At 73.0% G+C, this 13,199-nt stretch carries 13 protein-coding genes and 1 riboswitch; of the genes, 7 read left to right on the top strand and 6 right to left on the bottom strand.

From position 1 onward, the window contains the following. Window positions 1–16 precede the first annotated feature (16 nt). Window positions 17–631, bottom strand: a complete 615-nt coding sequence (locus VIB11_RS09355) for a TetR/AcrR family transcriptional regulator (protein ID WP_332030581.1) — start codon at window positions 629–631, stop codon at window positions 17–19. 243 nt (window positions 632–874) lie between these two features. Here VIB11_RS09355 and VIB11_RS09350 point away from each other — a divergent pair, with 243 nt between their 5' ends. Next, window positions 875–1,807, top strand: coding sequence for a PAC2 family protein (locus VIB11_RS09350; protein ID WP_332030579.1), 933 nt, complete (start codon window positions 875–877; stop codon window positions 1,805–1,807). A gap of 113 nt (window positions 1,808–1,920) precedes the next feature. On the opposite strand, the gene VIB11_RS09345 is transcribed toward VIB11_RS09350, so the two are convergent. The 5 genes from VIB11_RS09345 to VIB11_RS09325 are packed head-to-tail and all read right to left on the bottom strand — an operon-like array spanning window position 1,921 to window position 6,641. Further along, window positions 1,921–2,721 carry a DUF1206 domain-containing protein gene (locus tag VIB11_RS09345; protein ID WP_332030577.1) on the bottom strand — a complete coding sequence of 267 codons (801 nt, stop codon included), beginning with the start codon at window positions 2,719–2,721 and terminating at the stop codon, window positions 1,921–1,923. A 32-nt stretch (window positions 2,722–2,753) separates the two neighbouring features. Further along, a complete protein-coding gene (locus VIB11_RS09340; RefSeq protein ID WP_332030575.1) occupies window positions 2,754–4,727 on the bottom strand; it encodes a DNA polymerase in 1,974 nt (657 codons plus the stop codon). Between the two features lie 8 nt (window positions 4,728–4,735). Then, the gene (locus tag VIB11_RS09335) at window positions 4,736–5,245 is read right to left on the bottom strand and encodes a hypothetical protein (RefSeq protein ID WP_332030573.1); all 510 of its coding nucleotides are present in this window, start codon (window positions 5,243–5,245) and stop codon (window positions 4,736–4,738) included. Between the two features lie 40 nt (window positions 5,246–5,285). Then, window positions 5,286–5,756 carry a SufE family protein gene (locus VIB11_RS09330; RefSeq protein ID WP_332030571.1) on the bottom strand — a complete coding sequence of 157 codons (471 nt, stop codon included), beginning with the start codon at window positions 5,754–5,756 and terminating at the stop codon, window positions 5,286–5,288. Window positions 5,757–5,762: 6 nt separating this feature from the next. Further along, window positions 5,763–6,641: a sulfurtransferase gene (locus VIB11_RS09325; protein ID WP_332030570.1), complete on the bottom strand. Its 879-nt coding sequence runs from the start codon at window positions 6,639–6,641 to the stop codon at window positions 5,763–5,765. Between the two features lie 72 nt (window positions 6,642–6,713). On the opposite strand from VIB11_RS09325, the gene VIB11_RS09320 reads away from it, so the two are divergent. From VIB11_RS09320 to VIB11_RS09295, 6 genes are all read left to right on the top strand, one after another. Next, window positions 6,714–7,433 (top strand): EcsC family protein, encoded by a 720-nt coding sequence (locus VIB11_RS09320; protein WP_332030568.1) that lies wholly within the window; start codon window positions 6,714–6,716, stop codon window positions 7,431–7,433. Between the two features lie 197 nt (window positions 7,434–7,630). After that, the gene (locus tag VIB11_RS09315) at window positions 7,631–8,083 is read left to right on the top strand and encodes a YkvA family protein (protein WP_332030566.1); all 453 of its coding nucleotides are present in this window, start codon (window positions 7,631–7,633) and stop codon (window positions 8,081–8,083) included. Between the two features lie 164 nt (window positions 8,084–8,247). Beyond that, window positions 8,248–9,357: a DUF4192 domain-containing protein gene (locus tag VIB11_RS09310; RefSeq protein ID WP_332030564.1), complete on the top strand. Its 1,110-nt coding sequence runs from the start codon at window positions 8,248–8,250 to the stop codon at window positions 9,355–9,357. Window positions 9,358–9,455: 98 nt separating this feature from the next. Then, window positions 9,456–9,569, top strand: a riboswitch (SAM riboswitch). A gap of 16 nt (window positions 9,570–9,585) precedes the next feature. Beyond that, a complete protein-coding gene (gene metX, locus VIB11_RS09305; RefSeq protein ID WP_332030562.1) occupies window positions 9,586–10,740 on the top strand; it encodes a homoserine O-acetyltransferase MetX in 1,155 nt (384 codons plus the stop codon). A gap of 53 nt (window positions 10,741–10,793) precedes the next feature. Next, complete coding sequence (locus VIB11_RS09300; RefSeq protein WP_332030560.1) at window positions 10,794–11,195, top strand: universal stress protein; 402 nt, start codon at window positions 10,794–10,796, stop codon at window positions 11,193–11,195. A 285-nt stretch (window positions 11,196–11,480) separates the two neighbouring features. Then, window positions 11,481–13,163, top strand: a complete 1,683-nt coding sequence (locus tag VIB11_RS09295) for an RNA polymerase sigma factor (protein WP_332030558.1) — start codon at window positions 11,481–11,483, stop codon at window positions 13,161–13,163. Window positions 13,164–13,199 lie beyond the last annotated feature (36 nt).

The raw sequence follows: 13,199 nt of genomic DNA, 5'->3' as shown, positions 1-13,199 counted from the left end.
GCCGGCGGTGGTGGGGTCAGTCGCGCAGCGTGGCCGCGCAGGCAGGCAGGACGATGGTGTCGACGAGCTCCGCGAGGCGATCCGCAGAGACCGTGTGGCCCATGAGCAGGGCCTCGTGGACGGCGATGGCAGGGAGCAGCCGGGCGAGGGTGGGCAGGTCGGCGTCGGGGCCCACCTCGCCCCGCTGCTGCGCGGCCTCGAACACGGCGACCGAGGTCGCCACCTTGGGGGCGATGAGCCGGCTGCGGATCGCCTCCATGAGCTCCGGGTCGCGATGCATGGAGCACAGGAGGGAGGCGAAGATGCTGATCGGCCGCTCGTCGGTCAGCCCGCCCTTGGCGCAGGCCTGGCCGATGAGGTCCGAGCGGAGCGACCCGGTGTCGGGAACCTGGTCCGCCTCGACGCCGACCATCAGGCCCGCGGCATCGACGACCAGGTCGGCCTTGCCCGGCCACCGACGGTAGAGCGTCGCCTTCGAGGCGTGGGCCTCGGCGGCCACGGCGTCGAAGGTGAGCCGGTCGTAGCCCACCTCGGCGAGCAGCCGAAGCACCGCCTCGAGGATCTCGCGCTCACGCTCGCCCTCGACACGGGGGCGTGCACGGGTCGGCTCGGCCGGGCTGCTGGTGTCCACTCTGGCTTCCTCAGGAAAGTACGAAACTGTTTCGTTCCATCCGAACGGCCGCCCCACCGCATTCATTCCCGAGTCGCCGGACAGCATTCATCCCCCAGTGGCCTGGGGCCGAACGGCGCGCCGCGCGGCTGCCGAAGGCGCGCCCGCCACGGTGGCGGGGTGGGGCCCCTGTCAACGACTGAGGAATCCCTTGGCAGGCTGGGGCGTTGTGGCTCGTGTACGACCACCGAGAGAGGACCCACCGTGCTCAACCCGTCCGAGCTCTACCGCTTCGAGACCGACACCGATCCGCAGTCGCTGCGCGCGTCGGTCATGGTCGTCGCGTTGGGGGGCTTCATCGACGCCGGTCAGACCCAACGCCTTCTGACGGAGCACCTCCTCGCGACCGCCGAGAGCTCCGTGGTGGCGTCCTTCGACACCGACCAGCTCATCGACTACCGCGGTCGGCGTCCCGGGATGGTCTTCGACACCAACCGCTGGGTGAGCTACGACGACCCGTGCCTGGCCCTGCACCGGATGGTCGACGGCGACGGCACCCCCTACTTCCTGCTCGCCGGCCCGGAGCCGGACTACCAGTGGGAGCGGGTCGTCGAGGCGGTCCGCCAGCTGGTGGTGCTCCTCGGCGTCGACCTGGTGGTGTCAGCCCACGGGATCCCCATGGCCGTGCCGCACACCCGGCCCATCGGCCTCACCGCGCACGCCACGGACCCGCGGCTGATCCCGGAGCAGGTCAACCCGTTCGGGCGGGTGCAGGTGCCCGGCAGCCTCCCTTCGCTCCTGGAGCTGCGGCTCGGCGAGTCCGGGCACGACGCGCTGGGCTTCGCCGTCCACGTCCCGCACTACCTTGCGCAGTCCGAGTTCGCCGACGGCGCGGTGACGGCGCTGAACGCCATCACCGCCGCGACCGGCCTGAACCTGCCCATCGACGACCTGGTCGCGGCGGCGGGGCTCAACCGGGCCGAGATCGCCCAGGAGGTCGCCGGCTCCGACGAGGTCGCCCAGGTGGTGGCCGCGCTCGAGCGCCAGTACGACACCTTCATCGAGGGTCTGCAGAAGCCCAGCCTGCTCGCCACCGACGTCAGTGAGCTCCCGTCAGCCGACGAGATCGGGGCCGAGTTCGAGCAGTTCCTCCGCGAGCAGGGGGAGCAGGGCGGCGACTCCAACCGCTCGTCCTGACCGCAGGCACCTGACCGACAGGGGCGGGAGGCCACGTGCCTCCCGCCCTGTCGTGTCGTCTCCGGTCGTTTCGCGCGAGCCCCGGTGGCGGGCAGGCGATGTCGTATGCCGTGTCAGACCCTGGCATGGCGGGCGCGGCTGAAGCTGTAGAGCCCGTAGGCGGCGAGGCCGACCGCCACCGCGGTGAGCAGGCCCGGCCCGAACGGCTGCTCCTTCAGGGTGCGCAGGGCGCCGTCGAGACCGGACGACTTCTGCGCGCTGCCCTGCTGCGCCGCAGCGATGAAGAGGACGCCGACCACGCCCAGGGCGATGCCCTTGGCGATGTAGCCGACCACCCCGGCGCGGGTGGCCCACGTGCCCGGGTGCTCCTCGAGGTCGCGCAGGAACTTCTTCGTGGCGCCCTTGTGCACGTGGTAGACACCGACACCCACGATCACGACGCCGACCGCCGCGACCAGCCAGCGGCCACCCGGCTGCTTCATGAGCGTCGCCGTGAAGTCGACCGTCTGCTGCTTGCTGTCGGACGCCTTCCCGCGCGCGAAGCCGAAGGCCGTCCAGGCCAGCGCGAGGTAGATGACGGCCTTGGCCGCAGCCTTGGCCCGCGGCCCCCAGGCGTCCTTGCCCGAGCCGGGGTGGCCCACGACCGCGTCGGCGACCTGCCAGAGCCCCAGGCCCAGGAAGCCCAGGACGCCGACCCACAGCACGGTCTGCCCGACGCCGTTGCCGGACAGCGTCTGCAGTGCACCGCCCTGGTCAGCCTGCTGGCCGGAGCTGCCGAGCCCCCAGGCGACCTGCAGGGCGATCCACCCGATGATGAGGTGCAGCAGCCCCGACACGGCGTACCCCACCCTGGCCGTGGTCTCGAGTGCGGGGTGGTCGCTGGCCTGGCGGGCCGTGTGCCTGAGGTCTGTCATGGCGCACACCCTGCCACGATGTGGCCCTGACCTCAGCCTTTGGCGTCCGACCAGCGCCGGACAATGCTCGTGTCGGCCACGAAGCGCACCTGTGTGGAGCCCGTCCAGCGCCGCGCGCTGTCGTCGAGGGCGGTCGCGACCCTGCGCCGCACTTCCTCCGCAGCCTGCTCGGGGACGTGCAGCAGCAGCTCGTCGTGCAGGCACAGCACGATCTGTGCCCCCAGGTCGCCGGTCATCGCCCGCACCGTGGCGGCCCAGGCCTTGAACAGCTCGGCGGCGGCGCCCTGGACCACCGCGTTGCGGGCGAAGCGACCCCGTGCGGCGTCCCGAGCCGGCTCGGCGCCGGGCTCGACGGGTCCGCCGGGTCCGCCGGATCCGCCGGGTCCGCCGGGTCCGCCGGGTCCGCCGGGTCCGCCGCCGGGCTGCGTACCGGTCTGCCCGGCTGCCCGTGTGTCGGGACCGGCGCCGTCACGCGCTGCCCTCGGCGGGGTCGCCACCGGCGGCGCGCCGCCTGCCGCGTCACGCCGCGCCGGCTCCCCGGTCGCCTCGCTCACGAACACCCGCGCCAGCGGGATCGCCCGGCCGCCGAAGGTGCGCAGCGGCTGCCGCCGCACACCCGCGGCATACGCCCGGTCGAGGTAGGCCATCGCCGCCGGGTAGGCGCGCTCGAGGCCCCGCAGGGCCTCGCCGGCCGCGCCGCTGCGCTGGCCGTACATGGCGGCGAGGACAGCGACCTTCGCCACGGGGCGCTCCACCCCCAGCGATGCGGCCACCGGTGCGTAGAGGTCGTCGGCGCGGGTGGCCGCCGCGAACGCGCGATCCCCGGAGACGGCCGCCAGCACCCGCGGCTCGATCTGACCGAGGTCGGCCCGGACGAACACGTGACCCGGACGGGCGGCGACGGCCGGGCGCAGCGAGGTGGGCAGGTTGTGCAGGCCGTTCTGGGCGGTCATCCGCCCCGCCGCGCCGTCGCAGGCCGTCCAGCCGCCCCGCAGCCGGTCGTCCGGGCCGACGTGGGCATCGAGCCAGGCGTAGCCGTAGGTCGTGGCGATCCGCTCGGCGCGGCGCCACTCCAGCAGGGCCGCGACCAGCGGGTGCGTCTCGCGGAAGGGCTCGAGCACCCACTTGCGGGTGTTCGGCACGACCACGCCCACGCTCGCGAGCAGCTCGCGGACCTGGAGCGGGTTGCGCAGGTCGGTGCCCTCGCGGCCGGGCGCGTGCCGCAGGACCTCGCGGTCGCGCGCCGCGCGGATCGCGCGGGTGTCGGCCTCGCTCTGCGGCCGCGGCCCGGCGGCCTGCGAGATGAGCTCCTCGGCCGCGCGGCGGTCCACCGGCAGGCCGTCCCTGGCCAGCTCGACGCACAGCAGCGCGGCGGCCGACTCCGACGTCACCGTGGCCACGGCTCGACTCCCGGCCGCGGCCAGCCGGGTCTCCTGGGCGCTGGCGCAGACCAGCGCGGCCTCCGCCCAGGCGACCAGCCGCGCGTCGTCCATCGGCCACGCGGCCGTGCCCGCGTCGGGCAGGAGGTAGCCGTCGGTGCGGATCGGGGAGCCGGGTCGCGTGGGGAGCGCGCCGTCCGCGTCGCCCCCGTCACCCCCGGCGCCGTCTGCCGCGTCCAGGTCGAAGAGGTGGCCCGAGGGCGGGCGCGGGAGCGAGGTGAGGTCGAGGCCCTGCGCTGCGGCCCAGGCCAGCTGGGGGGTGGCCTCCCAGCCTCCCTCGGCGAGGCGGTGTGCCTCGGCGATGTCCCAGCAACGGGCCAGCCGGGCCCCGGTGGCGACGAAGGGTGACGCGTCGCCGGCCGCCGACCACCAGGTCCACCGCGGGGACCGCTCGGACTCGAGGGCCCCGACCTCCGCGGCGATCTCGTCGAGGGTTCCCACCCGGCAGACCCCCGCCCCCACCAGGGCAGCGCGGTGGGGCGTGGCCGCCGGGGCGGAACCGGAGCGCGCCGGGGGAGGAGCGACCACGAGGGCGACCCGCTCGGGAGGGCGCGCGTCGGGGGTCATGCGGACATTCAACCCGCCCGGGACGACACCGGGCGACGCAGGAGGACCAGCCCCAGCGTGCCGAGGGCGAGGCCCATCGCCAGCGCCACGACCCCCACCACCCCGACGAGCGCGGCGTCGCCGAACGCGATGCGGCGGGCGGCATACAGGCCGGTGCCCCCGGCCGTGCACTCGAAGTCGTAGGTGCCCGCCCGGACCGACCCCGCGGTGGAGGCGGCGACAACGAACCGGCCGGTCTGGAGGTCGACCGACCGGCCCCTCGTCTCCTCCAGCAGGATGCGCTCGCCACCGCGGGTGATCGAGCATGAGGTTGATCCCGTCCCGCCCTCGTCGCGCAGCAGGGTCATCCCGCTGCGGCTCACGGTCACGCGGTCGCCGGACGCGATCGGCGTCGGGTCCTGCGCGAACATCGACCACGCCGCGGAGCCGGCGAGCGAGACCAGCGCCCCCGCCACCACGAGTGACACGGCTGCCACCAGCAGCAGGGCACCCGACCCGCGTGACCGCCTCCGCCCCATGGCCGCACTCTAGGCCGCGGGCGGCCTCGTGACGGTGACCTCAGACCCGCGACTTCAGCGCGGTCTGTCGCTTGATGCGGCTCAGCATCCCGACCATGCCGCGCAGGCGGAGCGGCGACACCGCGTCGGCGAGCGAGAACCGGTAGGGAGCGTCCTCCGGCACGGCGAGGATCTCGTCGACCGTCAGCTGGTCCAGGCCCTCGTGGAGGATGCCGGCGAACCCCCGCGTGGTCGGGGCCTCCGGCGGGGCGGAGAAGTAGAGCGACACCCGGCGGTCGCCCGGCTCGGGCGCGGACTCCTCGTCGACCTCCACCACCAGGAACAGCGGTGACTGGCACTCGTGGACCTGTTCCATCCTCTCGGGCGCCGCGGCATACCGGTCCGGGAGCTCGGGCAGCTCCTCGCTGAACTCCAGCAGCAGCTGGAGGCGCTCGGGCACGGGCAGCTCCGCGAAGTCCCGGGCGATCTCGGCCAGGGCCTGGGGCAGGTCGGCGGTCTCGACCGCGGTCACGGTGGTCTACCTCTCGACGGGGACGCGCACGGCGTTGCCCCACTCGGTCCAGGACCCGTCGTAGTTGCGGACGTTGCCGAAGCCGAGCAGGTGGGTCAGGACGAACCACGTGTGCGAGGAGCGCTCACCGATGCGGCAGTAGGCGACCGTCGGCGCGGCGGGGTCGAGGCCCTGCTCCTGGAGGTAGATCGCCTCGAGGTCCGCACGCGACTTGAAGGTCCCGTCCTCGTTCGCGGCACGCGCCCACGGCACCGACCTCGCACCCGGGATGTGGCCGCCGCGCATGGCGCCCTCCTGGGGGTAGTCAGGCATGTGCAGCAGCTCGCCGGAGTACTCGCCCGGGGAGCGGACGTCGACCAGGGGGCCGCCGAGGTGGTCCAGCACGTCGTCCTTGAAGGCGCGGATCGGGGCGTCGTCGCGCTCGACGACCGGGTAGTCGGCCGGCGCGGGGGAGGGCACGTCCTTGGTGAGCTCGCGGCCCTCGGCGATCCACTTGGCACGGCCGCCGTCGAGCAGGCGGGCGTTCTCGTGCCCGAAGAGGCTCATCACCCAGAGCGCGTAGGCCGCCCACCAGTTGCTCTTGTCGCCGTACAGCACCACCGTCGTGTCGCGGCCGACGCCGCGCTCGGACATCACCCTCGCGAACTGCGCGCCGTCGACGTAGTCGCGCATCAGCGGGTCGTTGAGGTCCTGGTGCCAGTCGAGCTTGAGGGCTCCCGGTATGTGCCCGGTGTCGTAGAGCAGGACGTCCTCATCGGACTCCAGCACGACGATGCCATCGGGGTTGCCGGCCTCGAGCTGGGCGGCGAGCCACTCCGTGGAGACGAGCCTCTCGGGGTGCGCGTACTCGGCGAAGCGAGCGTCCTGGGTCTGCGGATCGGCCATGCGTCCACGATAGTCCGGCAGCCGCGCGGGGCCCGTGGCAGGATGGGCAGACCGTCGGCAGAAAGGGCCATCGTGGGCATTCTGGACATGGGCAAGGACGACACGGACACGGCGACGAGGCGCTCTGCGCTGGACCAGGCGAGTGCCGGACCCGAGGACCACGGCGCCTTCGGCAACGCCACCGTGCGGCTGATCGAGAGCATCCTCGACGCCGGCATCGACGGCCGGGGCCCGTTCGAGTCCGCCCAGCACGTCGCCGACGTCGCGCGGTCGAGCAGGGCCGACGCCGAGCAGGCCGTGGACGCCATCGTGCAGCAGCACCTCAAGCTCGCAGCGGCCGGCGGGTTCGTCACGGGTATCGGCGGTTTCATCACGCTCCCGGTCGCCCTCCCCGCCAACGTCGTCGAGTTCTACCTCGTCGCCACACGGATGGTCGCGGCGGTCGCCTCCGTGCGCGGCTACGACATCCGCCAGCCCGAGATCCGGGCGGCCGTGCTGCTCACCCTCGTCGGCGCCGACTCGGACGACCTGCTCAAGAAGGCCGGCGTCGGCGTCACCGGTCGGCTGTCGAACCTCGCCGCTCAGCGGTTGCCGGGGCCCGCCCTGATGGTCGTCAACAAGGCGGTCGCGTTCCGGTTGCTCAGCCAGATCGGCAAGAAGTCGCTGACCAGGCTCGGCAAGGGCGTGCCCCTCGTGGGCGGTGCCGTGGGCGCCGGCCTCGACGCGTACCTGATCAAGCGGATCGCGGACAGCGCGCGGCACGAGTTCCCGCCCCGCCCCCGGGGAAACTGAGCTTCGGCCCTGCCCTCGCGGCACCCCTCCCACGGCCCTCCTCGGCCCTCCTCGACCCGCCGGGCGGGCGCCACGCCGGCACGGCCGGCCGCCACCCGCCCGTATGCCGCGTGCGGGCCGCCGCGGTTCGGGAGCCGCGTCGGGAATGGTGCGTCCCCGCTGCTCGTTGCCAACGTGTTCGGCGCCATCGTCGGACGATGGGAGTGAAGACCATGGCCAGCACCACGAATCGGGCCTCCAAGCGCTGGGGGATGTTCCGCACCTTCGTCGTCGCGCTCCGGACCGCCACGCGCCCGGGCTCCGCGGGGCTGGGGGAGCGGCTGAGGGCCGTGCCACGGTTGGTGCGGGCGACCCTGCGCGGCGAGTACCACGGCACCACGGTGGGCCGGCTCGTCCTGATCGCCGGGGCCCTCGCGTACATCGTGTCCCCGCTCGACGTGTTCCCCGAGGCCCTGTTCAGCGTGTTCGGCCTGGCCGACGACGCCATGCTGGCCAGCTGGATCGCGGCAGCGCTGGTCAACGAGACCGAGGCGTTCCTGAACTGGGAGCGGAACGCCGCCTGGCAGCAGTACCGGGACCAGAACCCCTCGGGCACGGGGCGGGACCAGGGGGCTGGCGATCGGACCGTCCCCGGCGAGGTCGTGGGCTAGGCCCTCCCGGGATGGTGTGACCGGGCAGGTCGGGCGTGACGGGGCCCGTCGCGGGACCGGCCGGCCACGACGCACCGTCCACAGCCCGCTCACCGGCCGTCCCGTCACACACAGGCCGTGGGTGAGGGCTGCCCACCGGCCCGGGGGGCCAGCAGCGTGTCGGCATGAACTCCATCCGGCTTCGCGGCCCCGCCGACATCCTGTCCGCCCTTCCGTACCAGCTCGGCTACCACCCCACGGACGCCGTGGTCGTCGTGACACTGAAGGGCCGGGCGATCGGCCTGGTGCAGCGCCTCGACCTCCCCACGGCGGAGCAGTGTGGTGAGGCCGTCGCGGCACTGCTGCCTGCGCTGACCCGGGAGCTGCCTGACGCTGTCCTGCTCGTGGGCTACGAGAGCCGCGTCGGTGAGTCCCTGCCCGTGCTCGAGGCCCTCGCGCACTCCTGCCACGAGCTGGCACTCGACGTGCTCGACCGTCTGGTGGTCCGCGACGGCCGCTGGTTCGCCCCCGACTGCGCCGGCGGTGACTGCTGCCCTGCGGACGGCACACCTCTGCCACCTCCCGAGGACACGCCGGCGGTCGCCGACTTCGTCGCCCTCGAGATGGCCCCGCTGAAGGACCGGGCGAGCCTGGCGGACCAGCTCGCCCCGGACCCGGATCGGCAAGCCGAGGTCGACGGGGCGCTCGGGGCAGCCACCGCGCACCACGACAGCCCTGCCCCCGCACCCGGGGGCCGCGGAGCCGGCGCCCCGCACGGCGTCGGCGACCACGCGCTCGCCGTGCAGCGTCTGCGGTGGCTGGCCACCTGGGCCGTGGTGTCCGACGTCTCCGCGGCCCGGCCGCCGATCGACGGCCTGTCGCCCGAGGAGGTCGCCGCCCTCGCCCTGTCGCTGCGCGACGTCGCGCTGCGCGACGCGGTGATCGCCTGGCTCTGCCCCGGCACCCTTCCCCTGGACTGCCTCGACGGCGACCTCGTCGACCAGCTGCGGTGCAGCCTCCCGGAGCCGGCGTGGTCGGCGCGGCCCGCCACCGACATCTCGGTCGTCGCCGGTCGACGTCTCCAGTCGCGGCTCGTCGAGCTGTGCCGGGCGCTGCCCGATGGCCAGGCCGCGCCCATGCTCACCGTCCTGGCCAACCTCGCGTGGTGGCAGGGGGACGGCGCCCTGGCGCGGACGGCCCTCGAGCGGGCGCTCGTCGTGGAGCCCGGCTACCGGCTCGCCCGGCTGCTCGACAGGCTGGTCGACCTCGCGATCCGGCCCCGCGCCACGGCATGAGCGCGCGGGTGACGCGGCCTTCGACGTCGAGGCGTCCACGTCGTCCAGAGGTCGGACACAGCGGTGCGGGGCGCGGGCCCGCCGTATGCTGACGTCAAGGTCATGAGCTCCAGCGCGTAGCCCCGGCTGGCTGGACGGCAACCCTCCTCGCGGTGGGGTGCCCCGGGTGATGACCGGGTCGCCCTCGGACCGGGGGACGACAAGCGCGATGACTCCAGGAGATCCCTGATGACGACCACGTCCGGACCCCGGCTCTCGAGCGGAGCCTGGCGGGAGGGCGATCCCCCCGGCGACCGTCTCTTCGAGTCGATCGGCCCGGCGTCCCTCGAGGCAGGGGGCTGGCTGCCGGACGTCACCGTGGCCTACGAGACCTGGGGCACCCTCAGCCCCGGCCGCGACAACGCGATCCTGGTCGAGCACGCCCTCACGGGTGACAGCCACGTCCACGGCCCGGCGGGCAACGGGCACGCGACAGCCGGCTGGTGGGACGGCCTGATCGGCCCGGGGTGCCCCTTCGACACGGACACCCACTTCGTGGTCGCCGCCAACGTGCTCGGTGGCTGCCAGGGCACGACGGGGCCCGCGTCGAGCGCGCCCGACGGCCGCCCGTGGGGGAGCCGGTTCCCGTTCGTCACCATCCGCGACCAGGTGGCCGTCGAGGCCCGGCTCGCGGACCGCCTCGGGATCCGGCGCTGGAGAGCGGTCCTCGGGGGGTCGATGGGAGGAATGCGCGCGCTGGAGTGGGCGGTGACGCACCCCGACCGCGTCCACACGGCGGTGGTGCTGGCATCGACGGCATACGCGACTGCGGAGCAGATCGCGTGGTGCCAGCCGCAGCTCCTCGCGATCCGCAGCGACCCCGACTTCTGTGGCGGTGACTACTACGACCGGGGGCCGGGGCCGCAGGCCGGCCTGGGGATCGCCCGTCGCATCGCCCATGTCACCTACCGCAGCGAGCTCGAGCTGCACGACCGGTTCGGCCGGCTGTCCCAGGGATCCGAGAACCCCCTGGGCGGCGGTGGCCGGTTCGCCGTCGAGAGCTACCTCGACCACCACGCGGGCAAGATCAACGGCCGGTTCGACGCCAACTCCTACCTCGTCCTCACCGAGGCCATGAACTCCCATGACATCGGTCGCGACCGTGGTGGCGTCGCGGCGGCGCTGCGACGGGTGACCAGCCGGCTGGTGGTCGCGAGCGTCGACTCCGACCGTCTCTACCCGCCGCGCCTCTCTGCCGAGATCGCCGCCGCCGTTCCCTCGAGCGAGCACCACACCATCACCTCCCCGCACGGTCACGACGGCTTCCTCATCGAGACCGACCAGGTGGGCGCGATCCTGCGCACTGCGGCCGTGAACCCGGCCGCTGCCAGCGAAATCCGATAGGTTCTGCGCACCGGGCGACCCGAGTCACCCGGCCGTCGAACAAGGAGGTTCAAGTGGCCATCGTTGTGGGTTATGTGCCTACGAAGGAAGGTCGCGCAGCCCTGCGCCGTGCCGCGGACGAGTCGCTGCTCCGCAAGACGAAGCTGATCGTCATCAACTCCAACCGGGGCGGCAAGGACTACGACACCAAAGAGGCCGAGCGCTTCGAGGCCGAGCTCAAGAACGTCCAGGGCGAGCTCGACGAGGTGGGCATCGAGCACGAGGTCCGGCAGCTGGTCCGCGGCAACGAGCCCGCCGAGGACCTCATCGCCGTCGCCGAAGAGGTCTCCGCCGACTTCATCGTCATCGGCCTCCGCCGCCGCACCCCCGTGGGCAAGCTGATCCTGGGCTCGAACGCCCAGCGGATCCTGCTGGATGCGTCCTGCCCCGTCCTGGCGGTCAAGGCCGAGGCCTGAGGTCCGCCACGCCCGCCGGGTCTGGCTGGGACGCCACACAGAGGCGGCGAGACGCCCGCCAGAGACCGCCGCAACGGCCCCCTGGCGGGCGACTTCCCCGCAGAATGCGAGTTCTGGCCGCCTCTCGTTTTACAATGTCACCTGCGTGGACCGGCCAGCAGGACCGGCAGACCGGATCCCGTGAATACTTCCGCCCCCATTGGTGTTGTTGTTGGCGTGCCGCAGTGCGCGTCGACAGCACTGCGCGCTGAGTGTGTCCGCGACGAAAGGTAGTCCGTGTCGCCCGTGTCCCCCCAGGCCTCAGAGAGCCCGGCCCGACCGCTCCCCAAGGAGTTCGCCCACCCCGCGCTGCAGGAGCTCCTGCGCCTGGGCAGCACCAAAGGATCGGTCGACAGTGAGCAGCTGCGCACCGCCCTCGTGGGCGCAGAGGTGCCGCCGAAGCGCATGAAGGCCGTCCTGCGTTCCCTCGAGGAGCAGGGGATCAGCATCACCCTCGACCCGGCGACCGCGACCCGCGCGGTGGCGGCGACGTCGTCCACGCGCCGCACGACGTCGGCGTCGACGAAGAAGCCCGCGGCCAAGAAGGCGACGGTGAAGAAGACCGCCGCCGCGAAGGCGCCCACCACCGCCAAGACCGCCGCGACCAAGACCGCCGCGACCAAGACCACCGCCACCGAGGACGTCCCCGCCAAGGCCGGGGCCGCCAAGACGGCGCCGAAGAAGGCCACCGCGAAGAAGGCCAGCACCGCCGCCGAGGCGACCGCTGCGGCCGCCGCTCCGGCGAAGAAGGCGGCGACCAAGAAGACGGCGGCGAAGGCCGCTGCTGGCAAGGCCTCCGAGGCGACCGCCACCGATGAGGGCGTGAAGCCGGGCGAGGACGACGAGGACGCCGAGCCCACCGAGGTGGTCGAGTCCGAGCTCGAGGACGTCGCCATCGAGGACGACGAGACGGAGGGCACTGCCGCAGCGACGGCCCCGGAGTCCGAGGAGGGCGGCGGCTTCGTCCTGCGCGACGACGACGAGGACGACGCGCCCGTGCAGCAGGTCGTCACCGCGGGCGCCACCGCCGACCCCGTCAAGGACTACCTCAAGCAGATCGGCAAGGTGGCCCTCCTCAACGCCGAGCAGGAGGTCGAGCTCGCCAAGCGCATCGAGGCGGGCCTGTTCGCCGAGGAGCGCCTGAACTCCGGCGACAAGATCGACATGAAGCTCAAGCGTGAGCTGTGGTGGATCGCCCAGGACGGCAAGAAGGCCAAGAACCACCTGCTCGAGGCCAACCTGCGCCTCGTCGTCTCGCTCGCCAAGCGCTACACCGGCCGCGGCATGCTCTTCCTGGACCTCATCCAGGAGGGCAACCTCGGTCTCATCCGCGCCGTCGAGAAGTTCGACTACACCAAGGGCTACAAGTTCTCGACCTATGCCACGTGGTGGATCCGCCAGGCCATCACCCGCGCCATGGCCGACCAGGCCCGCACCATCCGCATCCCGGTGCACATGGTCGAGGTCATCAACAAGCTCGCCCGCGTCCAGCGCCAGATGCTGCAGGACCTCGGCCGGGAGCCCACGCCGGAGGAGCTCGCCAAGGAGCTCGACATGACCCCTGAGAAGGTCGTCGAGGTCCAGAAGTACGGTCGCGAGCCGATCTCTCTGCACACGCCCCTCGGCGAGGACGGCGACTCTGAGTTCGGTGACCTCATCGAGGACTCCGAGGCGGTCGTGCCGGCCGACGCGGCCAGCTTCACGCTGCTGCAGGAGCAGCTGCACTCGGTGCTCGACACCCTCTCCGAGCGCGAGGCCGGCGTGGTCTCGATGCGGTTCGGCCTCACCGACGGCCAGCCGAAGACCCTGGACGAGATCGGCAAGGTCTACGGCGTGACCCGCGAGCGGATCCGCCAGATCGAGTCCAAGACGATGAGCAAGCTGCGGCACCCGTCCCGCTCGCAGGTGTTGCGCGACTATCTTGACTGAAGGTCGAGACTCAGGACTCAGCTCGCGACGGATTGG

The sequence above is a fragment of the Pedococcus sp. genome (assembly GCF_036554925.1).
Classification (GTDB): Bacteria; Actinomycetota; Actinomycetes; order Actinomycetales; family Dermatophilaceae; genus Pedococcus_A.
This window is presented reverse-complemented; position numbering and strand designations above follow the sequence as displayed.